Source organism: Streptomyces sp. T028, assembly GCF_048159505.1.
GTDB lineage: Bacteria > Actinomycetota > Actinomycetes > Streptomycetales > Streptomycetaceae > Streptomyces.
Genome location: NZ_JBLRVZ010000002.1, coordinates 1 through 21,273, shown reverse-complemented (window position 1 = coordinate 21,273; position 21,273 = coordinate 1). Strand labels below are relative to the sequence as shown.

20 protein-coding genes and 1 pseudogene are annotated in these 21,273 nt (G+C 70.4%); 18 read left to right on the top strand and 3 right to left on the bottom strand.

The genetic code is table 11. The annotated features are described in order from the left end of the window. Positions 1-245 precede the first annotated feature (245 nt). The 15 genes from pgsA to ACLZN2_RS01510 all read left to right on the top strand — a co-directional run bounded on the left by pgsA (position 246) and on the right by ACLZN2_RS01510 (position 15,820). Positions 246-980 carry a phosphatidylinositol phosphate synthase gene (gene pgsA / locus ACLZN2_RS01580; protein WP_416976488.1) on the top strand — a complete coding sequence of 245 codons (735 nt, stop codon included), beginning with the start codon at positions 246-248 and terminating at the stop codon, positions 978-980. Then, positions 977-1,897: a phosphatidylinositol mannoside acyltransferase gene (locus ACLZN2_RS01575; protein WP_416976487.1), complete on the top strand. Its 921-nt coding sequence runs from the start codon at positions 977-979 to the stop codon at positions 1,895-1,897. Before pgsA ends, ACLZN2_RS01575 begins: the two co-directional genes overlap by 4 nt. Next, the gene (locus tag ACLZN2_RS01570; protein ID WP_416976486.1) at positions 1,894-3,066 is read left to right on the top strand and encodes a glycosyltransferase family 4 protein; all 1,173 of its coding nucleotides are present in this window, start codon (positions 1,894-1,896) and stop codon (positions 3,064-3,066) included. Before ACLZN2_RS01575 ends, ACLZN2_RS01570 begins: the two co-directional genes overlap by 4 nt. A gap of 355 nt (positions 3,067-3,421) precedes the next feature. Beyond that, on the top strand, positions 3,422-3,964 hold the full coding sequence (locus tag ACLZN2_RS01565) for a hypothetical protein (RefSeq protein ID WP_416976485.1): 543 nt from the start codon (positions 3,422-3,424) through the stop codon (positions 3,962-3,964). A gap of 119 nt (positions 3,965-4,083) precedes the next feature. Further along, positions 4,084-4,989, top strand: a complete 906-nt coding sequence (pdxS, locus tag ACLZN2_RS01560; protein WP_133913352.1) for a pyridoxal 5'-phosphate synthase lyase subunit PdxS — start codon at positions 4,084-4,086, stop codon at positions 4,987-4,989. Positions 4,990-5,001: 12 nt separating this feature from the next. After that, complete coding sequence (gene pdxT, locus ACLZN2_RS01555; RefSeq protein ID WP_416976484.1) at positions 5,002-5,607, top strand: pyridoxal 5'-phosphate synthase glutaminase subunit PdxT; 606 nt, start codon at positions 5,002-5,004, stop codon at positions 5,605-5,607. 48 nt (positions 5,608-5,655) lie between these two features. Next, a complete protein-coding gene (locus ACLZN2_RS01550) occupies positions 5,656-6,408 on the top strand; it encodes a YebC/PmpR family DNA-binding transcriptional regulator (protein ID WP_416976483.1) in 753 nt (250 codons plus the stop codon). 205 nt (positions 6,409-6,613) lie between these two features. Then, positions 6,614-7,156 carry a crossover junction endodeoxyribonuclease RuvC gene (gene ruvC, locus ACLZN2_RS01545; protein ID WP_416976482.1) on the top strand — a complete coding sequence of 181 codons (543 nt, stop codon included), beginning with the start codon at positions 6,614-6,616 and terminating at the stop codon, positions 7,154-7,156. Further along, positions 7,153-7,758: a Holliday junction branch migration protein RuvA gene (gene ruvA, locus ACLZN2_RS01540; RefSeq protein WP_416976481.1), complete on the top strand. Its 606-nt coding sequence runs from the start codon at positions 7,153-7,155 to the stop codon at positions 7,756-7,758. The genes ruvC and ruvA overlap by 4 nt, the downstream gene beginning before the upstream one ends. A 58-nt stretch (positions 7,759-7,816) precedes the next feature. Next, positions 7,817-8,890 carry a Holliday junction branch migration DNA helicase RuvB gene (gene ruvB, locus ACLZN2_RS01535; protein WP_416976480.1) on the top strand — a complete coding sequence of 358 codons (1,074 nt, stop codon included), beginning with the start codon at positions 7,817-7,819 and terminating at the stop codon, positions 8,888-8,890. Between the two features lie 177 nt (positions 8,891-9,067). Next, positions 9,068-9,592 (top strand): preprotein translocase subunit YajC, encoded by a 525-nt coding sequence (gene yajC, locus ACLZN2_RS01530; protein ID WP_416976479.1) that lies wholly within the window; start codon positions 9,068-9,070, stop codon positions 9,590-9,592. Between the two features lie 130 nt (positions 9,593-9,722). Beyond that, positions 9,723-11,513: a protein translocase subunit SecD gene (gene secD, locus ACLZN2_RS01525; RefSeq protein WP_416976478.1), complete on the top strand. Its 1,791-nt coding sequence runs from the start codon at positions 9,723-9,725 to the stop codon at positions 11,511-11,513. A 2-nt stretch (positions 11,514-11,515) separates the two neighbouring features. After that, positions 11,516-12,616: a protein translocase subunit SecF gene (gene secF, locus ACLZN2_RS01520; protein WP_416976625.1), complete on the top strand. Its 1,101-nt coding sequence runs from the start codon at positions 11,516-11,518 to the stop codon at positions 12,614-12,616. Continuing rightward, complete coding sequence (locus ACLZN2_RS01515) at positions 12,613-13,152, top strand: adenine phosphoribosyltransferase (RefSeq protein WP_416976477.1); 540 nt, start codon at positions 12,613-12,615, stop codon at positions 13,150-13,152. The genes secF and ACLZN2_RS01515 overlap by 4 nt, the downstream gene beginning before the upstream one ends. Positions 13,153-13,324: 172 nt before the next feature. Further along, positions 13,325-15,820: a RelA/SpoT family protein gene (locus ACLZN2_RS01510; RefSeq protein ID WP_416976476.1), complete on the top strand. Its 2,496-nt coding sequence runs from the start codon at positions 13,325-13,327 to the stop codon at positions 15,818-15,820. A gap of 65 nt (positions 15,821-15,885) precedes the next feature. Here ACLZN2_RS01510 and ACLZN2_RS01505 read toward each other — a convergent pair whose 3' ends face one another. Together ACLZN2_RS01505 and ACLZN2_RS01500 are read right to left on the bottom strand one after the other, a co-directional pair. Then, complete coding sequence (locus tag ACLZN2_RS01505; RefSeq protein ID WP_416976475.1) at positions 15,886-17,115, bottom strand: DUF349 domain-containing protein; 1,230 nt, start codon at positions 17,113-17,115, stop codon at positions 15,886-15,888. A gap of 167 nt (positions 17,116-17,282) precedes the next feature. After that, entirely contained in the window at positions 17,283-18,104 is an 822-nt protein-coding gene (locus ACLZN2_RS01500) for a peptidylprolyl isomerase (RefSeq protein WP_416976474.1), read from the bottom strand. 152 nt (positions 18,105-18,256) lie between these two features. On the opposite strand from ACLZN2_RS01500, the gene ACLZN2_RS01495 reads away from it, so the two are divergent. The 3 genes from ACLZN2_RS01495 (at position 18,257) to ACLZN2_RS01485 (ending at position 20,991) form a co-directional block, all read left to right on the top strand. After that, the gene (locus tag ACLZN2_RS01495; protein WP_416976473.1) at positions 18,257-18,967 is read left to right on the top strand and encodes an MBL fold metallo-hydrolase; all 711 of its coding nucleotides are present in this window, start codon (positions 18,257-18,259) and stop codon (positions 18,965-18,967) included. A 12-nt stretch (positions 18,968-18,979) separates the two neighbouring features. Further along, complete coding sequence (gene hisS, locus ACLZN2_RS01490; RefSeq protein ID WP_416976472.1) at positions 18,980-20,242, top strand: histidine--tRNA ligase; 1,263 nt, start codon at positions 18,980-18,982, stop codon at positions 20,240-20,242. Between the two features lie 104 nt (positions 20,243-20,346). Next, positions 20,347-20,991, top strand: coding sequence for a hypothetical protein (locus ACLZN2_RS01485; RefSeq protein WP_416976471.1), 645 nt, complete (start codon positions 20,347-20,349; stop codon positions 20,989-20,991). Between the two features lie 14 nt (positions 20,992-21,005). Here the strand turns inward: ACLZN2_RS01485 and ACLZN2_RS01480 are convergent. Continuing rightward, positions 21,006-21,119, bottom strand: a pseudogene (locus ACLZN2_RS01480) (DNA-binding response regulator); the annotation flags it as partial. Positions 21,120-21,273: the final 154 nt, after the last annotated feature.

Below are 21,273 nucleotides of genomic sequence, written 5' to 3'. Positions count from 1 at the left end.
CTGGCGGCTCCGGCGACGCCCGCGGTCCTTCGAGCTTTCCACTCCCGTCACCGCGCGTCCATACGGCGGACGTGAAGCCGGGCCGGGAGGGCCGGGGCCGGGCCGCGACCGGGGCGTGACCTGGATGCCGTCGTGCTGTGACACGGGGTGCGGGTGCCCGCCCGTCGCACACACGCGCGCGTGGCTACGATGGGCCAGCCGGTGGCCAGCAGGGGCCGCCCGGCCAACCGACCCTCGGGAAGGCCATGCTGAACAAGTACGCGCGTGCGTTCTTCACGCGTGTTCTCACGCCGTTCGCCGCATTTCTGATCCGGCGGGGGGTCAGCCCCGACACGGTCACGCTGATCGGCACCGCCGGTGTGGTCGCGGGAGCGCTGGTCTTCTACCCCAGGGGAGAGTTCTTCTGGGGCACGGTCGTGATCACGCTCTTCGTGTTCTCCGACCTCGTCGACGGGAACATGGCGCGCCAGCTCGGCCGCTCCAGCCGCTGGGGCGCCTTCCTGGACTCCACGCTAGACCGGGTCGCCGACGGTGCGATCTTCGGCGGCTTCGCCCTCTGGTACGCGGGCAACGGCGACGACAACGTCCTGTGCGCCGTCTCGATCTTCTGCCTGGCCAGCGGCCAGGTGGTGTCGTACACCAAGGCCCGTGGCGAATCGATCGGCCTGCCGGTCGCCGTCAACGGGCTCGTCGAGCGGGCCGAACGCCTGGTGGTCTCCCTGGTCGCGGCCGGGCTCGCGGGACTGCACGCCTTCGGTGTGCCCGGCATCCAGTACCTGCTGCCGGTCGCGCTGTGGGTCGTCGCCGTCGGCAGCCTGGTCACGCTGATCCAGCGGGTCGTCACGGTCCGGCGGGAGTCGGCCGAGGCGGAGGCCGCGGCGGCCCAGGACGAGCAGGGACAGAACAACCCCCAGGAACATGAGGCACAGGGACACGAGGCTCAGGGACACGAGGCCCAGGGGAGGGAGGCCGCGAAGTGAGCCCCCAGGAGCGGCTGACCGACGCGCTGTACGGCCTCGGCTGGGGCACAGTGAAGAAGCTCCCCGAGCCGGCCGCGGTGCGCCTCGGGCAGACCGTCGCCGACCTGGCCTGGAAGCGGCGCGGCAAGGGTGTACGGCGGCTGGAGAGCAACTACGCGCGCGTGGTGCCGGACGCGGGCCCCGAGCGGCTCGCCGAGCTCTCGCGCGCGGGCATGCGGTCCTACCTGCGCTACTGGATGGAGTCGTTCCGGCTGCCCGCGTGGAGCGAGGAGCGGATAAGGACAGGCTTCGACCCCAAGGACGTCCACCACCTCACCGACGGCATCGCCTCCGACCGGGGCGTCATCCTCGCGCTGCCCCACATGGCGAACTGGGACCTCGCGGGCGCCTGGGTCACCACCAAGCTCGAGACCCCGTTCACGACGGTCGCCGAACGCCTCAGGCCCGAATCCCTGTACGACCGTTTCGTCGCCTACCGCGAGGGCCTCGGCATGGAGGTCCTGCCGCACAGCGGCGGCACCGCCTTCGGCACCCTGGCCCGGCGGCTGCGCGACGGCGGCCTGGTCTGCCTGGTCGCCGAGCGCGACCTGTCCGCCTCGGGCGTCGAGGTGACCTTCTTCGGCGACACCGCCACGATGCCCGCGGGCCCGGCCCTGCTCGCCCAGCAGACCGGCGCCCTCCTGCTCCCCGTGACGCTCTGGTACGACGACTCGCCCGTCATGCAGGGCCGCGTCCATCCCCCGATCGAGGTACCCCAGTCAGGTACGCGGCCGGAGAGGACGTCTGTCATGACACAGGCGCTGGCAGACGCCTTCGCCTCGGGCATCGCCGACCATCCGGAGGACTGGCACATGCTTCAGCGGTTGTGGCGCGCGGATCTCGACCCCGCGCGCCCCGGTCCCGGGGGGACCGCGTGAGGATCGGCATCGTCTGCCCTTACTCCTGGGACGTGCCGGGCGGCGTCCAGTTCCACATCCGCGACCTCGCCGAGTACTTCATCCGGCTGGGCCACGACGTGTCCGTCCTCGCCCCCGCGGACGACGACACCCCGCTGCCGCCGTACGTCGTCTCGGCCGGCCGCGCGGTCCCGGTGCCGTACAACGGCTCGGTGGCCCGGCTGAACTTCGGTTTCCTGAGCGCCGCGCGCGTGCGCCGCTGGCTGCACGACGGCTCGTTCGACGTCATCCACATCCACGAGCCGACCTCGCCGTCCCTCGGCCTGCTGACCTGCTGGGCGGCGCAGGGCCCCATCGTGGCGACCTTCCACACGTCCAACCCGCGCTCGCGCGCGATGATCGCCGCGTACTCGATCCTCCAGGCCGCCCTGGAGAAGATCAGCGCGCGGATCGCCGTCAGCGAGTACGCCCGCCGGACGCTCGTGGAGCATCTCGGCGGGGACGCGGTCGTCATCCCCAACGGCGTGGACGTCGACTTCTTCGCCAAGGCCGAGCCCAGGCCCGAGTGGCAGGGCGGGACGCTCGGCTTCGTCGGCCGGATCGACGAGCCCCGCAAGGGCCTGCCGGTGCTGATGAAGGCCCTGCCGAGGATCTTCGCCGAGCGGCCGGAGGCGCGGCTGCTGGTCGCGGGCCGCGGCGACGCCGAGGAGGCGGTGGCGAACCTCCCGAAGGAACTGCGCCCGCGCGTGGAGTTCCTCGGCATGGTCAGCGACGAGGACAAGGCCCGCTTCCTGCGCAGCGTCGACCTGTACGTCGCCCCCAACACCGGCGGCGAGAGCTTCGGCATCATCCTCGTCGAGGCCATGTCGGCGGGCGCGCCCGTCCTCGCCGCCGACCTGGACGCCTTCGCCCAGGTCCTCGACCAGGGAGCGGCGGGCGAACTCTTCGCCAACGAGGACGCCGACGCGCTGGCCGAGGCGGCCGTACGGCTCCTGGGCGACCCGGAGCGCCGCGCCGAGCTGCGGGACCGGGGCAGCATCCACGTCCGCCGCTTCGACTGGTCGACGGTCGGCGCGGACATCCTCTCGGTGTACGAGACGGTCACGGCGGGCGCGGCAGCGGTCGCCGCAGCCGACGACGACCGGGGCGGCCCAGGCCTCCGCGCCCGACTGGGACTGGCCCGCGACTGACACCGACGGGGACGTCCCGCGACTGACGACGGCCGGGATGCTGCGGGGTTGCCGTACGGCCCGGATTGCCCCGTGGCAGACCGCGGCGGGGGCGCTGCGGCGCAGCCGTGCGTTCGGATCCGTGTGCGACGGGTCGGGAGCGGGGCGGTGCGGCTCGGTTTCGTCCGTGGCAGACCGTGACTGGGGTGGGCCGGGGCCGCCGGGCGCTCGGATCGGTGCGCGACGGGCAGGACCGGGGTGCCTCGGGCTGCCGCGTGCGGCTCGCGTCGGGCCTTGAGTGGCTGGGCGCCTGCCTCGGTACGGCGCCCCGAGCCCGCGCTCGTTGCGCCAGACTGCCCCGATAGCCTTGCTGCCCGTGACCGCAACCCTCATCTGGGCCCTCGTCGTCCTCGTCGCGATCGGCCTGTACCTGAGCTGGACGGCAGGCCGTCTGGACCGTCTGCACGCCCGTATCGACGCCGCCCGCGCGGCGCTGGACGCCCAGCTGCTGCGTAGGGCCTCCGTGGCCCAGGAACTGGCCACCGCGGGGGTCCTCGACCCGGCCGCGTCGATCGTGCTGTACGAGGCCGCGCACGCCGCCCGGCAGGCCGAGGAGGAGCAGCGGGAGGTCGCCGAGAGCGAGCTGAGCCAGGCCCTGCGGGCCGTCTTCTCGGACGCCCAGCAGGTGGAGGCCGTGCGCGAGGCACCCGGGGGAGAGGCGGCGACCCATGAGCTGACGGAGGCCGTCCGCCGGGTGCCCATGGCCCGCCGCTTCCACAACGACGCAGTGGGTGCCGCGCGCCGCCTGCGTGAGCACCGCAAGGTGCGCTGGTTCCGGCTGGCCGGTCACGCCCCGTTCCCGATGGCCTTCGAGATGGACGACGAGGCCCCCGCCGCCCTCGCGGACCGCGCCTCCTGAGCCACCACCCGAGCCGAAAACGATCCACCGCCTTCCCATTGGCCCTTGCTGTGGACTGGTCCACTCCCGTTTCCTCGGTGTCCGCACCATCCCCTCTTCCACTCCAGTGAGGTCAACCCGTGTCCATCACCGAGAACCAGGCTCCCGAGACCGGCACCGCGCGCGTGAAGCGCGGTATGGCCGAGCAGCTCAAGGGCGGCGTGATCATGGACGTCGTCACGCCGGAGCAGGCGAAGATCGCCGAGGACGCGGGGGCCGTCGCGGTCATGGCCCTGGAGCGGGTCCCGGCCGACATCCGCAAGGACGGCGGCGTGGCCCGCATGTCCGACCCCGACATGATCGAGGGCATCATCGAGGCCGTCTCGATCCCGGTCATGGCCAAGTCCCGGATCGGCCACTTCGTCGAGGCCCAGGTCCTGCAGTCCCTCGGTGTCGACTACATCGACGAGTCCGAGGTCCTCACCCCGGCCGACGAGGTCAACCACTCCGACAAGTGGGCCTTCACCACCCCGTTCGTCTGTGGCGCCACCAACCTGGGCGAGGCCCTGCGCCGCATCGCCGAGGGTGCCGCGATGATCCGCTCCAAGGGCGAGGCCGGCACCGGCAACGTCGTCGAGGCGGTCCGCCACCTGCGCCAGATCAAGAACGAGATCGCCAGGCTGCGCGGCTACGACAACCACGAGCTGTACGCCGCCGCCAAGGAGCTGCGCGCCCCGTACGAGCTGGTCAAGGAGGTCGCCGAGCTCGGCAAGCTCCCGGTCGTGCTGTTCTCCGCCGGTGGTGTCGCCACCCCCGCCGACGCCGCGCTGATGCGCCAGCTCGGCGCCGAGGGCGTGTTCGTCGGCTCCGGCATCTTCAAGTCCGGCGACCCGGCCAAGCGCGCCGCCGCCATCGTGAAGGCCACCACCTTCTACGACGACCCCAAGATCATCGCGGACGCGTCCCGCAACCTCGGCGAGGCCATGGTCGGCATCAACTGCGACACCCTCCCCGAGGCCGAGCGCTACGCCAACCGCGGCTGGTAAGGCACCGGACACATGAACACCCCCGTCATAGGCGTCCTGGCCCTCCAGGGCGACGTACGGGAGCACCTGATCGCCCTGGCCGCGGCCGACGCCGTGGCCAGGCCCGTCAGGCGCCCCGAGGAACTCGCCGCGGTGGACGGCCTCGTCATCCCCGGCGGTGAGTCCACCACCATCTCCAAACTGGCCGTCCTGTTCGACGTGATGGAGCCGCTCCGCGCGCGCGTACGCGCCGGAATGCCCGTCTACGGCACCTGCGCCGGCCTGATCATGCTCGCCGACAAGATCCTCGACCCGCGCTCGGGCCAGGAGACGTTCGGCGGCATCGACATGATCGTGCGCCGCAACGCCTTCGGACGGCAGAACGAGTCCTTCGAGGCGGCCGTGGACGTCAGGGGCGTCGAGGGCGATCCTGTGGAGGGCGTCTTCATCCGCGCCCCCTGGGTGGAGTCCGTCGGCGCGGACGTCGAGGTGCTCGCCGAGCACGACGGCCACATCGTCGCCGTCCGCCAGGGCAACGCGCTCGCCACGTCGTTCCACCCGGAACTGACCGGCGACCACCGCGTGCACTCCCTGTTCGTCGACATGGTGCGCGCGAACCGCACGGCGGAGTCCTTGTAGGATCTCTGGCATTCGTTATGTGGATGGTTACGCGAAGGAGACAGGCAGATGTCCGGCCACTCTAAATGGGCTACGACGAAGCACAAGAAGGCCGTGATCGACGCCAAGCGCGGCAAACTCTTCGCGAAGCTGATCAAGAACATCGAGGTCGCGGCGCGCATGGGCGGCGTCGACCTCGAGGGCAACCCGACGCTGTACGACGCCGTGCAGAAGGCCAAGAAGCAGTCGGTGCCGAACAAGAACATCGACTCCGCGATCAAGCGCGGCGGCGGTCTCGAGGCCGGTGGCGCCGACTACGAGACGATCATGTACGAGGGTTACGGTCCGAACGGTGTCGCGGTGCTCATCGAGTGCCTCACCGACAACCGCAACCGCGCCGCCTCCGACGTCCGCGTCGCCATGACCCGCAACGGCGGCAACATGGCCGACCCGGGTTCCGTGTCGTACATGTTCAGCCGCAAGGGCGTCATCATCGTGCCCAAGGGCGAGCTGAGCGAGGACGACGTCCTCGGTGCCGTCCTGGACGCGGGCGCCGAGGAGGTCAACGACCTCGGCGAGTCCTTCGAGGTCGTCAGCGAGGCCACCGACCTGGTCGGGGTCCGCACCGCCCTCCAGGAGGCCGGCATCGACTACGACTCCGCCGAGTCCAGCTTCGTGCCGTCCGTCCAGGTCGAACTGGACGAGGAGGGCGCCAAGAAGATCTTCAGGCTCATCGACGCCCTCGAGGACAGCGACGACGTGCAGAACGTCTTCGCCAACTTCGACGTGAGCGACGAGGTCATGGAGAAGGTCGACGCGTAACGCTGCCGCGGGCTGAGCGGATACCGGCGGGCCGGTGGGACACGTCTCACCGGCCCGCCGCTGTTGTCAGTGGCAGCGACTAGCCTGGCGCCATCCATAGATCACCGTCCCCGGGCCGCAACCATCAATTGAGGAACCACGACGGTGCTCAGCCAGGTCCGCGAGAGCGGCGGCGGTTTGGCCGCAAGGAGGGGAGGGGGGCGTAGTGCGCGTACTCGGGGTGGACCCCGGACTGACGCGGTGCGGTGTCGGTGTCGTCGAGGGGGTCGCGGGCCGGCCGCTGACCATGCTCGGCGTCGGTGTCGTCCGTACGCCCGCGGACGCCGAGCTGGGCCACCGCCTCGTCGCCATCGAGCAGGGCATCGAGCAGTGGCTCGACGAGTACCGGCCCGAGTACGTCGCCGTCGAGCGGGTCTTCAGCCAGCACAACGTCCGTACGGTCATGGGCACCGCCCAGGCCAGCGCCGTCGCCATGCTGTGCGCCGCCCGCCGCGGCATCCCCGTCGCCCTGCACACCCCCAGCGAGGTCAAGGCCGCCGTCACGGGCAGCGGCCGCGCCGACAAGGCCCAGGTGGGAGCCATGGTCACCCGGCTTCTGCGGCTCAGCGCGCCTCCGAGGCCCGCCGACGCCGCCGACGCCCTCGCCCTCGCCATCTGCCACATCTGGCGCGCCCCCGCCCAGAACCGCCTGCAGCAGGCCGTCGCCCTGCACACAGCCCAAGCATCATCGAAAGGCCGTACCGCATGATCGCCTTCGTCAGCGGCCCGGTCGCCGCCCTCGCCCCGGACTCCGCCGTCGTCGAGGTGGGCGGGATCGGCATCGCCGTCCAGTGCACGCCGAACACCCTGTCCACACTCCGCCTCGGCCAGCCGGCCAGACTCGCCACCTCCCTCGTCGTCCGCGAGGACTCCCTCACCCTGTACGGCTTCGTCGACGACGACGAGCGCCAGGTCTTCGAGCTGCTCCAGACCGCGAGCGGCGTCGGCCCCCGGCTCGCCCAGGCGATGCTCGGCGTGCACACCCCGGACGCGCTGCGCCGCGCGGTGTCCACCGGAGACGAGAAGGCGCTGATCGCCGTCCCCGGCATCGGCAAGAAGGGTGCCCAGAAGCTCCTGCTGGATCTGAAGGACCGGCTCGGCGAGCCGGTCGGCGCCCCCGCGGTCGGCGCCCCGGTCACCCAGGGCTGGCGCGACCAGCTGCACGCCGCCCTCATCGGCCTGGGCTACGCCACCCGCGAGGCCGACGAGGCCGTGGCCGCCGTGACCCCGCAGGCCGAGGCCGCCCAGGGCACCCCGCAGGTCGGGCCGCTCCTCAAGGCAGCCCTCCAGACCCTGAACCGCGCCCGCTGACCCCGCCCCCACGGGCCCACCCATCACCGGCCCCCTCCGACCCCGCTGAGGCACATCAATGAACTGGGACGACACGACCGACACCGAGGCCGCGGCCGAGCGGCTGGTGGGCTCTGTCGCCGACGGTGAGGACCAGGCCGTCGAGGCCGCCCTGCGCCCCAAGGACCTGGGCGAGTTCATCGGCCAGGAGAAGGTCCGCGAACAGCTCGACCTCGTCCTGCGCGCCGCCCGCGCGCGCGGGGCCACCGCCGACCACGTGCTGCTCTCCGGCGCCCCCGGCCTCGGCAAGACCACCCTTTCGATGATCATCGCGGCCGAGATGGGCGCCCCCATCCGCATCACCTCCGGCCCCGCCATCCAGCACGCCGGCGACCTCGCCGCGATCCTCTCCTCCCTCCAGGAGGGCGAGGTCCTCTTCCTCGACGAGATCCACCGCATGTCCCGGCCCGCCGAGGAGATGCTCTACATGGCGATGGAGGACTTCCGGGTCGACGTCATCGTCGGCAAGGGCCCCGGCGCCACCGCCATCCCCCTCGAACTGCCCCCCTTCACCCTGGTCGGCGCCACCACGCGCGCGGGCCTGCTGCCGCCCCCGCTGCGCGACCGCTTCGGCTTCACCGCGCACATGGAGTTCTACGAGCCCGCGGAGCTCCAGCGCGTCGTCCACCGCTCGGCCGACCTCCTCGACGTCGAGATCGATTCCCACGGCGCCGCCGAGATCGCCGGCCGCTCCCGCGGTACGCCCCGCATCGCCAACCGTCTGCTGCGCCGCGTCCGTGACTACGCGCAGGTCAAGGCCGACGGAGTGATCACCCGTGACATCGCCTCGGCGGCCCTCGCCGTCTACGAGGTCGACGGCCGCGGCCTCGACCGTCTCGACCGCGCGGTCCTCGAAGCCCTGCTGAAACTGTTCGGCGGCGGTCCGGTCGGGCTGTCGACGCTCGCCGTCGCGGTGGGGGAGGAGCGTGAGACCGTGGAAGAGGTCGCCGAGCCGTTCCTCGTCCGTGAGGGACTGCTCGCCCGCACCCCGCGCGGACGCGTGGCCACCCCGGCCGCCTGGACGCACCTCGGCCTCACCCCGCCCCGCACCGCCACGGCAGGAAACGGACAACAGGACCTGTTCGGGACCTGAGCGGTCCATCGGCGGGGGCAATGGCGAGGCCAGGAACCCAGGTGCCATGCTGAGCGTTGTTCCATGCACGCGGACTCGCTTAGACTCCGCCGATGCCGCCTTTGTCGGCAGCACACAACCAACCCCCATCCATCAGGCCGCTCAGCCATCGCGGTCGCATGAAGGAAGTTCCGACCCGTGAGTCCTTTGACCCTCCTGCCGTTCATCGTGCTCATCGGGGCCATGTTCCTGATGACGCGGTCGGCCAAGAAGAAGCAGCAGCAGGCCGCCGACATGCGGAACGAGATGCAGCCCGGCAGTGGCGTCCGCACCATCGGGGGCATGTACGCGACGGTCAAGGAGGTCAGTGAAGACACGGTCCTCCTCGACGCCGGGCCCGGCGTGGAACTGCTCTTCGCGAAGAACGCGATCGGCGCCGTCCTGAGCGACGACGAGTACAACCGCATCGTCCACGGCATCGAGCACGACCTGAAGTCCGACTCCGACGTCGTCCCGGACGACGCCTCCTCCCTCACCGACCCCGCCGACGCCGACGAGCCCGCCGACGAAGCTGCCGCCGCCTCCGACGACAAGTCCGTCGACCTCGGCAAGAAGGGCGCGTCCGACGAGGACGCGGTGAAGGCCGACGAGCCCGAGGCCCAGCAGGCCGAGGGCGACGAGGAGCCGAAGAAGACCGACGGCGACTCCGACGCGAAGAAGTAGTCACGCCCCCGGGGCACACGGATCACACCCGTGGGCCCCGGGGCGTGCGCATCTCGCAGGAGATCCCGACTACATGTCATGGCCGTCGCCCTGACCAGGCGCGTGGCGGCCCGAGAGGGAGTACAAGAAGGTGGCAGCACCTAAGAAGGGCCGGAGCGCGAGCGCCCAGAGCAAGCCAGGGCGCTCACTGGCCCTGATCCTGATCGCCATCGTGGGGCTCACCGGGGGCATGTTCGCCTCCGGGAACACGACCCCGCGACTCGGCATCGACCTTGCCGGCGGCACCAGCATCACGCTGGAGGCGAAGGCCGACCAAGGGTCCGCGATCAACAAGGCCAACATGGACACCGCGGTCGAGATCATGAACCGCCGTGTCAACGGCCTGGGCGTCTCCGAGGCGGAGGTGCAGACCCAGGGCGACCGCAACATCATCGTGAACATCCCCAAGGGCACCAACTCCAAGGAAGCCCGGGACCAGGTCGGCACCACCGCCAAGCTGTACTTCCGTCCGGTCCTGGCGCAGGAGGCCACCGGCGCCGTCGCGGGCACCGCCTCGCCCAGCGCGACCGCCGACGCCTCCTCCAGCGCCTCGCCGAGCTCGACCGCGAGCCCGTCGTCGAGTGCCTCCGGCACCGGTGAGAAGGCGAGCTCCTCGTCCTCACCGTCGGCCACCGCCACCTCGCAGGGCCGCGCCGTCACCGACGCGCTGAAGGCCGACTCCACGCCGTCGTCGTCCGCGTCCGCCAGCAGCAGCGCGAAGGCCTCCGCCAGCCCGTCGGCCTCCGCCTCGGGCACGGACGCCGAGTCCGCCGCGCTCCAGGCCAAGTACGCCTCGCTGGACTGCTCCAAGGAGTCCGTCCGCACGAAGGCCGGCGAGGGCGTCAAGCCCGAGGACGCCACCGTCGCCTGCGGCGAGATCTCCGGGGTCTGGTACAAGTACCTGCTCGGCCCGTCCGCCGTCGCCGGCACCGAGATCGACAAGGCCTCCGCCGTCTTCGACACGCAGGGCGCGTCCGGCTGGCAGGTCACCATGGACTTCAACTCCGCGGGGACGAAGAAGTTCGCCGACGTCACCGCCCAGCTGGCGCAGAACACCCAGCCGCAGAACGAGTTCGCCATCGTGCTCGACGGCAACGTCGTCTCCAGCCCGTACGTGAGCTCCTCCATCACCGGTGGCAACGCGCAGATCTCCGGCAGCTTCACCCAGGAAGAGGCCCAGAACCTCGCCAACATGCTGTCGTACGGTGCGCTCCCGCTCTCCTTCAAGGAGCAGAGCGTGACCACCGTGACCGCGGCACTCGGCGGTGACCAGCTGCACGCCGGTCTGCTCGCCGGCGCGATCGGCCTCGCCCTGGTCGTGATCTACCTGGTGGCCTACTACCGTGGTCTGTCGCTCATCGCGATCGCCTCGCTGCTGGTCTCCGCGGCCCTCACCTACGTGCTGATGTCGCTGCTCGGCCCGGCCATCGGCTTCGCGCTGAACCTGCCGGCCGTCTGCGGTGCCATCGTCGCGATCGGTATCACAGCGGACTCGTTCATCGTGTACTTCGAACGCATCCGGGACGAGATCCGTGAGGGACGGACCCTGCGCCCCGCCGTCGAGCGGGCCTGGCCGCGCGCCCGGCGCACCATCCTGGTCTCCGACTTCGTGTCCTTCCTCGCCGCCGCGGTGCTCTTCATCGTCACCGTCGGCAAGGTCCAGGGCTTCGCGTTCACCCTCGGTCTGACCACCGTCCTCGACGTGGTCGTGGTCTTCTTCTTCACCAAGCCGCTGATGACGCTGGTGGCCCGCCGGAAGTTCTTCGCGAACGGCCACAAGTGGTCCGGGCTCGACCCCAAGAGCCTCGGCGCCCAGCCGCCGATCCGCCGCACCCGCCGTCCCGCCGGTCCTGCCGGCCCCGTCGAGACGAAGGAGGCGTGAGCGTGTCGAAACTCGGCAACCTCGGCGCCCGACTGCACCGTGGCGAGGTCAGCTACGACTTCATCGGCCACCGCAAGCTCTGGTACGGCATCTCGATCCTGATCACCATCACGGCCATCCTGGGTCTCGCGGTCCGGGGCCTGAACATGGGCATCGACTTCCAGGGCGGCGCGGTCTTCACCACCCCGAAGACCAGCGTCTCCGTCTCCCAGGCGGAGACCTTCGCGGAGGAGGCCTCCGGCCACCAGGCGGTCGTGCAGAAGCTCGGCAACGACACGCTGCGCATCCAGATCGCCGGCATGGACACCCAGCAGTCCGACGAGATCAAGACCAAGCTCGCCGAGGACTTCAAGGTCGACCCGGAGAAGATCGCCGCCGACCTCGTCGGCCCCAGCTGGGGTGACCAGATCGCGAACAAGGCCTGGCAGGGTCTGGCGATCTTCATGATCCTCGTCGTGATCTACCTGGCGATCGCCTTCGAATGGCGCATGGCCATCGCGGCGCTCGTCGCCCTGATCCACGACATCACCATCACCGTCGGCATCTACGCCCTCGTCGGCTTCGAGGTCACGCCCGGTACGGTGATCGGTCTGCTGACGATCCTCGGTTACTCGCTGTACGACACGGTCGTCGTCTTCGACTCCCTCAAGGAACAGACGAAGGACCTCACCAAGCAGACCCGCTTCACGTACAGCGAGGTCGCCAACCGCTCGATCAACGGCACCCTGGTCCGCTCCATCAACACCACGGTGGTCGCGCTGCTGCCGGTCGCGGGCCTGCTGTTCATCGGCGGCGGTGTCCTCGGCGCGGGGACGCTCAACGACATCTCGCTGTCGCTGTTCGTCGGTCTCGCCGCCGGTGCCTACTCCTCGATCTTCATCGCCACGCCGCTCGTCGCCGACCTCAAGGAGCGCGAGCCGCAGATGAAGGCCCTGAAGAAGCGGGTCCTGGCCAAGCGCGCCCAGGCTGCCGCCGAAGAGGAACTGGCCGAGGCCCGCGGTGACTTCGGGGGCGACTCCGAGGACGCCACCCCGGCGGTCGTCGGACCGCGCGACCAGTCCGGGCCGCGCAGCCGTCGCCGTCCGTCGGGGAAGCGCCGATGACCGGCATCAAGGAGCTGTTGCTCAGCCGTATCCGCGATGTGGCGGACTACCCGGAGCCGGGCGTGATGTTCAAGGACATCACCCCGCTCCTGGCGGACCCGGCGGCGTTCACCGCGCTCACCGACGCGTTCGCGGAGATCGCCGAGCGCACCGGCGCCACCAGGATCGTCGGCCTGGAGGCCCGGGGCTTCATCCTGGGCGCCCCGGTCGCCGTCCGCGCCGGCCTCGGCTTCATCCCCGTACGCAAGGCGGGCAAGCTCCCCGGAGCCACGCTCAGCCAGGCCTACGACCTGGAGTACGGCTCGGCGGAGATCGAGGTGCACGCCGAGGACCTCACCGCCGGGGACCGGATCCTGATCGTCGACGACGTGCTCGCCACCGGCGGCACCGCCGAGGCCGCGATCCGGCTCATCCACCGCGCGGGCGCCGAGGTCGCGGGCGTCTCCGTCCTGATGGAACTGAGCTTCCTCGACGGCCGACCGCGCCTGGAGGCGGCACTCGGAGGCGCCCCGCTGGACGCCCTGCTGACCGTCTGAGAACCGTCGTACGCCGTAAGAGGCGGGCCCGGAGGAATCCGGCGCCCGCCCCTTGCGTTTCACGGGTAGACGGTCCTCACATCGGCCTGAAGGCGATGTCGGAGCCCAGGATCGCTACGATGGGTCCTCCGGAGCCTGACCGGGGGACCCGGATCGCGCACGAGGAGCCCTCTTGCCAGACGAGGCCCAGCACCTGACAGCCGCCAAGCCCGAGTCCGCCTCGGCGCCCGCAGCCAAGCCTGCGCAGGCCGACGCCAGCGGGCCGGTCGAGCACGACCGTTCGGCGTCCGTCGAGAGGCCGGCCGAGCAGTCGCGCCCCAAGCCGGCCCCGCCCGAGCGCCCCGCAGCTGCGCAGCCTCCCGCCCGCTCCGCCTCCTCCAACCGCGTCCGCGCCCGTCTCGCCCGCCTCGGCGTCCAGCGCGCCAACCCCTACAACCCGGTCCTGGAGCCGCTGCTGCGGATAGTGCGCAGCAACGACCCCAAGGTCGAGACCGCGACGCTGCGCCAGATCGAGAAGGCCTACCAGGTCGCCGAGCGCTGGCACCGCGGCCAGAAGCGCAAGAGCGGCGACCCGTACATCACCCACCCCCTCGCGGTGACCACGATCCTCGCCGAGCTCGGCATGGACCCGGCCACCCTCATGGCGGGCCTGCTGCACGACACCGTCGAGGACACCGAGTACGGCCTCGACGACCTGCGCCGCGACTTCGGCGACGTCGTCGCGCTGCTCGTGGACGGCGTCACCAAGCTGGACAAGGTCAAGTTCGGCGAGGCCGCGCAGGCCGAGACCGTGCGCAAGATGGTCGTCGCCATGGCCAAGGACCCGCGCGTCCTGGTCATCAAGCTCGCCGACCGCCTGCACAACATGCGCACCATGCGCTACCTCAAGCGCGAGAAGCAGGAGAAGAAGGCGCGCGAGACCCTCGAGATCTACGCGCCCCTCGCCCACCGCCTCGGCATGAACACCATCAAGTGGGAGCTGGAGGACCTCGCGTTCGCGATCCTCTACCCCAAGATGTACGACGAGATCGTACGGCTGGTGGCCGAGAGGGCTCCGAAGCGTGACGAGTATCTGGCCATAGTGACCGACGAGGTCCAGTCCGACCTGCGCGCCGCCCGCATCAAGGCGACCGTCACCGGCCGCCCCAAGCACTACTACAGCGTCTACCAGAAGATGATCGTCCGCGGCCGGGACTTCGCGGAGATCTACGACCTGGTCGGCATCCGTGTCCTGGTGGACACCGTCCGCGACTGCTACGCGGCCCTGGGCACCGTCCACGCCCGCTGGAACCCGGTTCCGGGGCGGTTCAAGGACTACATCGCGATGCCCAAGTTCAACATGTACCAGTCGCTGCACACGACGGTCATCGGCCCCAACGGCAAGCCCGTCGAACTCCAGATCCGTACGTTCGACATGCACCGCCGCGCCGAGTACGGCATCGCCGCGCACTGGAAGTACAAGCAGGAGGCCGTCGCCGGCGCCTCCAAGGTGCGCACCGACGTCCCCAAGGCCGGCAAGGGCAAGGACGACCACCTCAACGACATGGCGTGGCTGCGCCAGTTGCTCGACTGGCAGAAGGAGACCGAGGACCCCAGCGAGTTCCTGGAGTCCCTGCGCTTCGACCTGTCCCGCAACGAGGTCTTCGTCTTCACCCCGAAGGGTGATGTCATCGCGCTCCCCGCGGGTGCCACTCCGGTGGACTTCGCGTACGCCGTCCACACCGAGGTGGGCCACCGCACCATAGGAGCCCGGGTCAACGGCAGGCTCGTACCGCTCGAATCGACGCTGGACAACGGCGACCTGGTGGAGGTCTTCACCTCCAAGGCCGCCGGCGCGGGCCCGTCCCGGGACTGGCTGGGCTTCGTCAAGTCGCCGAGGGCCCGCAACAAAATCCGGGCGTGGTTCTCCAAGGAACGCCGCGACGAGGCGATCGAGCAGGGCAAGGACGCCATCGCCCGTGCGATGCGCAAGCAGAACCTGCCGATCCAGCGCATCCTGACCGGCGACTCCCTGGTGACGCTGGCGCACGAGATGCGCTACCCGGACATCTCCTCGCTGTACGCGGCGATCGGCGAGGGCCATGTGGCCGCGCAGAACGTCGTACAGAAGCTGGTGCAGGCGCTCGGCGGCGAGGAGGCGGCCACCGAGGAGATCGACGAGGCGGTCCCGCCGTCCCGCACGCGCGGCCGCAAGCGGCGCAGCAACCAGGACCCCGGTGTCGTGGTCAAGGGCGTCGACGACGTCTGGGTCAAGCTCGCCCGCTGCTGTACACCCGTTCCGGGCGACCCGATCATCGGTTTCGTCACTCGCGGTAGTGGCGTATCGGTTCACCGCAGCGACTGCGTCAACGTGGAGTCACTGTCCCGGGAGCCGGAGCGCATCCTGGAGGTCGAGTGGGCGCCTACGCAGTCCTCGGTGTTCCTGGTCGCCATCCAGGTCGAGGCCCTGGACCGGTCCCGGCTGCTGTCGGACGTCACCCGTGTCCTGTCCGACCAGCACGTCAACATCCTCTCGGCCGCCGTCCAGACCTCCCGTGACCGGGTCGCGACCTCCCGCTTCACCTTCGAGATGGGCGACCCGAAGCACCTGGGCCACGTCCTGAAGGCCGTACGGGGCGTGGAGGGCGTGTACGACGTCTACCGGGTGACCTCGGCCCGTCGGCCGTAGCCCCCGGCCGCGGACACGCGAGAGGCCCCCGTACGCCACGTACGGGGGCCTCTTTCGCAGACGTGTCAGCCGCCGAACTCCTGCAGACCCTTCAGCGCCTGGTCCAGCAGGGCCTGGCGGCCCTCCAGCTCGCGCTCCAGCTTGTCCGCGCGGGACGCGTTGCCCTGGGCGCGGGCCTGGTCGATCTGCGTCCGCAGCTTGTCCACCGCGGCCTGCAGCTGGCCGGTCAGACCCTCGGCACGCGCGCGTGCCTCCGGGTTGGTGCGGCGCCACTCGGCCTCCTCGGCCTCCTGGATCGCCCGCTCCACGGCGTGCATCCGGCCCTCGACCTTCGGCCGGGCGTCCCGCGGCACATGGCCGATGGTCTCCCAGCGCTCGTTGATCGAGCGGAACGCGGAACGCGCCGTCTTCAGGTCACCGATCGGCAGGAGCTTCTCGGCCTCCTCGGCCAGCTCCTCCTTGAGCTTCAGGTTCTCCGACTGTTCGGCGTCCCGCTCGGCGAAGACCGAGCTGCGCGCCGCGAAGAACACGTCCTGGGCGCCGCGGAAGCGGTTCCACAGGTCGTCCTCGTGTTCGCGCTGGGCGCGGCCCGCGGCCTTCCAGTCCGCCATCAGCTCACGGTAGCGGGCGGCCGTCGGACCCCAGTCCGTCGAACTCGACAGCGCCTCGGCCTCCGAGACCAGGCGCTCCTTGATCCGGCGGGCGTCCTCGCGCTGCGCGTCCAGCTGCGCGAAGTGGGCCTTGCGGCGCTTGGAGAACGCCGAACGCGCGTGCGAGAACCGGTGCCACAGCTCGTCGTCGGACTTGCGGTCCAGACGCGGCAGGCCCTTCCAGGTGTCCACCAGCGCCCGCAGCCGCTCACCGGCCGCCCGCCACTGGTCGGACTGCGCCAGCTGCTCCGCCTCGGTGACCAGCTCCTCCTTGGCGTGACGGGCCTCGTCGGACTGCTTGGCCCGCTGCTGCTTGCGCTCCTCGCGGCGCGACTCGACCGTCTGCACCAGCTTGTCGAGGCGGGACTTCAGCGCGTCCAGGTCACCGACCGCGTGATGCGCGTCAACCTGCTCGCGGATGTGGTCGATGGCGACCTGGGCGTCCTTCGCCGACAGATCGGTCGTCTGCACCCGCTTCTCGAGGAGGCCGATCTCGACAACCAGGCCCTCGTACTTGCGCTCGAAGTAGGCCAAGGCCTCCTCTGGGGAGCCGGCCTGCCAGGAACCGACGACCTGCTCGCCATCGGCCGTACGCACGTACACGGTGCCCGTCTCGTCGACGCGGCCCCACGGGTCGCTGCTCACAGCGCCTCCTCCACATGATGCCTCCGAGGGGCTACGGCGCCCCTGGGCATCGTCCACAGTTTCGTCACGGCCAACATAGGCGACCGGCGGTGCGCCTGTCCGCATCCAGCGCGACCGAAATTCCGCTGTTGGCCGCCCCGGACGCGGGGACCCGGCGCCCCCGGCCGTCAGGACTTCGTGACCGTCGCCTTGTTGATCACAACGGTCGCGTTCGGGGCACCGTCACCGGCGCCGGTGTTCTCACCCGCGGCGGCGATCTTCTTCAGGACCTTCATGCCCTCGGCCGACACCGTACCGAACGGGGTGTAGCTCGGCGGGAGCGAACTGTCCTGGTAGACGAGGAAGAACTGGCTGCCGCCGGTGTGCGCCTGCCCGGTGTTGGCCATCGCGACCGTGCCCGCCGGGTAGATGTTGTCCTTGAGGCTCTTGTCCTTCAGATTCTCGTCCGGGATGGTGTAGCCCGGTCCGCCGCTGCCGCTGCCCGTCGGGTCCCCGCACTGCAGCACGTAGATCCCGTTGGTGGTCAGCCGGTGGCACTTCGTGTGGTCGAAGTAGCCCTTGCCGGCGAGGTAGGCGAACGAGTTGACCGTGTGCGGGGCCGCGGCCGTCTTCAGCTCTATGCCGATGTCACCGCACGTCGTCGCCAGCGTCATCGTGTAGTCCGCCGACTTGTCGATGGTGATCGCCGGCTCCTTCTTCCAGCTCAGCTCCTTGACCTTGCCGGCGGCGGCCTTCTCGCACGGGTCCTCGGCGGCGCTCGGCGACGCCTCCGCGCTGGCCTCCGCGCTCGTGTTCGACTTGTCGTCCTTGTCGTCCTTCAGGACGCCCGTCGTGTAGAGCGTGAGGCTGCCGATCACGATCACGCCGAGCACCGACGCGATCACCGAGTTGCGCACGCGTGCCTTGCGCCGCGCGGCCGTGCGGCGCTGCTGCTGCCGCAAGAACTTCTCCCGGGCGAGCTGACGCTTGCGCTGTTCCTGGGTGACCACCGGGTTCTCTCCTCATGCGTCTCGTGACATCGACCGCTTGCGTGTGCCCCGTACCGTATATGGGTTCGCTGAGGAAACGGCAGCGCCGGTAGGCTCTGACAGCGGCTGTGCCGCCCAGAAGCCTCCCGTAATCGACACAACCAAGGACGATCGTGCTCATTGCCGGGTTCCCCGCCGGGGCCTGGGGGACGAACTGTTATCTCGTCGCCCCCGCCGCCGGTGAGGAGTGCGTGATCATCGACCCGGGCCATCAGGCGGCCCCCGGAGTCGAGGAAGCGCTGACGAAGCATCGGCTCAAGCCCGTCGCCGTCGTCCTCACCCATGGCCACATCGACCATGTGGCCTCGGTCGTCCCGGTGTGTGGCGCGCACGACGTGCCGGCCTGGATCCACCCCGAGGACCGGTTCATGATGAGCGACCCCGAGAAGGCGCTCGGCCGTTCCATCGGGATGCCGCTGATGGGCGAGCTGACCGTGGGGGAGCCGGACGACGTCCGTGAGCTGACCGACGGCGTGCAGTTGGGCCTGGCGGGTCTGGAGTTCTCCGTCGCGCACGCGCCGGGCCATACCAAGGGGTCGGTGACCTTCCGGATGCCCGAGACGACCGAGATCCCCTCGGTCTTCTTCTCCGGGGATCTGCTGTTCGCCGGCTCCATCGGACGCACCGACCTGCCCGGCGGTGACATGGCCGAGATGCTCGACTCGCTGGCCCGCGTGTGCCTGCCGCTCGACGACTCGACCGTGGTGCTGTCCGGCCACGGCCCCCAGACGACCATCGGCCAGGAGCGCGCCACCAACCCGTATCTGCGGCAGGTGGCCGCCGGCGGCCAGGGAGCGGCCCAGGCTCCCCGACGAGGAATGTGACGAGAGACTTCCGTGAGCACCTTTCAGGCCCCCAAGGGCACGTACGACCTTCTGCCGCCCGACTCCGCCCGGTACCTCGCCGTCCGCGAGGCGATCGCCGCGCCGCTGCGCAACTCCGGCTACGGCTACATCGAGACGCCCGGCTTCGAGAGCGTCGAACTCTTCGCGCGCGGTGTCGGTGAGTCCACCGACATCGTGACCAAGGAGATGTACGCCTTCGAGACCAAGGGCGGCGACAAGCTGGCCCTGCGCCCCGAGGGCACCGCCTCCGTCCTGCGCGCGGCCCTCGAGGCCAACCTGCACAAGACGGGCAACCTCCCCGTCAAGCTCTGGTACTCCGGCTCGTACTACCGCTACGAGCGCCCCCAGAAGGGCCGCTACCGCCACTTCTCCCAGGTCGGCGCCGAGGCGATCGGCGCGGAGGACCCGGCGCTGGACGCCGAGCTGATCATCCTGGCCGACCAGGCGTACCGCTCGCTGGGCCTGCGGAACTTCCGGATCCTCCTCAACAGCCTGGGCGACAAGGAGTGCCGTCCGGTCTACCGGGCCGCGCTGCAGGACTTCCTGCGCGGCCTGGACCTCGACGAGGACACCCTGCGCCGCGCCGAGATCAACCCGCTGCGGGTCCTCGACGACAAGCGCGAGTCGGTCCAGAAGCAGCTCGGTGACGCCCCCCTCCTGCGTGACTACCTCTGCGACGCCTGCAAGGCGTACCACGAGGAGGTCCGCGAGCTGATCACGGCGGCGGGTGTCTCGTTCGAGGACGACCCGAAGCTGGTCCGCGGACTGGACTACTACACCCGTACGACCTTCGAGTTCGTGCACGACGGTCTGGGCTCCCAGTCCGCGGTGGGCGGCGGCGGCCGCTACGACGGTCTGTCGGAGATGATCGGCGGCCCGGCGCTGCCGTCCGTCGGCTGGGCGCTCGGCGTCGACCGCACGGTCCTCGCCCTGGAGGCCGAGGGCATCGAGCTCGACCTGCCGTCCACCACCTCCGTCTATGCCGTCCCGCTCGGCGAGGAGGCCCGCCGGCTGCTGTTCGCCAAGGTCACGGAGTTGCGCAAGCTCGGTGTCGCGGCCGACTTCTCCTACGGCGCGAAGGGGCTGAAGGGCGCGATGAAGAACGCCAACCGCAGTGGCGCCCGCTACGCGATCGTCGCCGGCGAACGCGACCTCGCCGAGGGCGTCGTCCAGCTCAAGGACATGCAGTCCGGAGAGCAGACGGCGATCGGCGTCAACGAGATCGTGGCGGAGCTGGAGTCCCGGCTCGGCTAGCACGGGTACGTGGTGATGCACGTGTTTCCACGGAGGTGATCCGGGGCTCGGGCGCGCAAGAGTGCTGTGCGTCCGTACCGTGAGAGCCGAGGGGGCACCCTGCCGTGAAGTCCGTGATCAGTGAGCGGTGGCGGGCGGCGATCGACCCGGGACCGGGCACGGAGGCCCGCCACATCCTGTGGCCGGCCTCCTTTCCCGGCACGCCCAGGGCCCGTGTTCCCGCGCACGCGCTGGCCGGCCTTCTCTTCGTCACCACGTTGTGTGGGGCCTTCCTGCTCTATTACTGGGCCGACAACGCCCAGGTGCGCTACGAGTACCGCTACGCCGCTCTGTGGCAGACGGCGGTGATCATGGCCGTACCGGTTCTGCCGATGTGGGCGGCCCTGAAGGGTGCCCTGCGGGGCTGGAAGGGTGCCTGGTACAAGCTGCTGACCGCCGTGGCCTGGATACCGTCGGTCCCCGCGAGCTTCCTCGTCCTGCTGGTGGTGTCCCAGCAGACCCGTGGCACCTACTGCACCGGTGGTATCCACCCGCCCGAGCGTCCGCTCGCCGACTACGCGGTGCCCCTCTGCGTCGCGCTGGCTCTGGCGGCCGGGTCGGCGGCCGCGTGGCTGGTGTGGGTGGTCTCGCGCCGTCGTGCCCGGCCCCAGGACCTCTACCGGGTCTGGCTCGCCGCACTCCTCGTCACCCTCGTGACGACCCTGGCCCCTTGGCTGGAGTCGGCCCAGACCTGCCGCACGGGAGCCTGACGACCACCGGCGGCTCAGTCCAGCAACCCGTACCGCATCGCGCTGGTCACGGCCGCGGTGCGGTCGTCGACGCCCAACTTGCCGAAGACCCACAGGAGATGGGTCTTCACCGTCGACTCCCTGATGCTGTGTCGATTTGCGGCTGCCGCCGCGCGGGGCGCCTGCCGGTCTCGGGTGTCTGTTCGGTGTGGGAGGTGGTGAGGGGGTTATGGGTCGAGGAGTCCGTGGCGCATGGCGCTGGTGACGGCTGCCGTGCGGTCGTCGACGCCCAGCTTGCCGAAG

Bases quoted from the DNA above. Each gene is read 5' to 3' on its own strand.
- pgsA (WP_416976488.1), top strand. From the start codon at position 246: ATGCTGAACAAGTACGCGCGTGCGTTCTTCACGCGTGTTCTCACGCCG.
- pdxT (WP_416976484.1), top strand. From the start codon at position 5,002: ATGAACACCCCCGTCATAGGCGTCCTGGCCCTCCAGGGCGACGTACGG.
- ACLZN2_RS01550 (WP_416976483.1), top strand. From the start codon at position 5,656: ATGTCCGGCCACTCTAAATGGGCTACGACGAAGCACAAGAAGGCCGTG.
- ruvA (WP_416976481.1), top strand. From the start codon at position 7,153: ATGATCGCCTTCGTCAGCGGCCCGGTCGCCGCCCTCGCCCCGGACTCC.
- ruvB (WP_416976480.1), top strand. From the start codon at position 7,817: ATGAACTGGGACGACACGACCGACACCGAGGCCGCGGCCGAGCGGCTG.
- ACLZN2_RS01515 (WP_416976477.1), top strand. From the start codon at position 12,613: ATGACCGGCATCAAGGAGCTGTTGCTCAGCCGTATCCGCGATGTGGCG.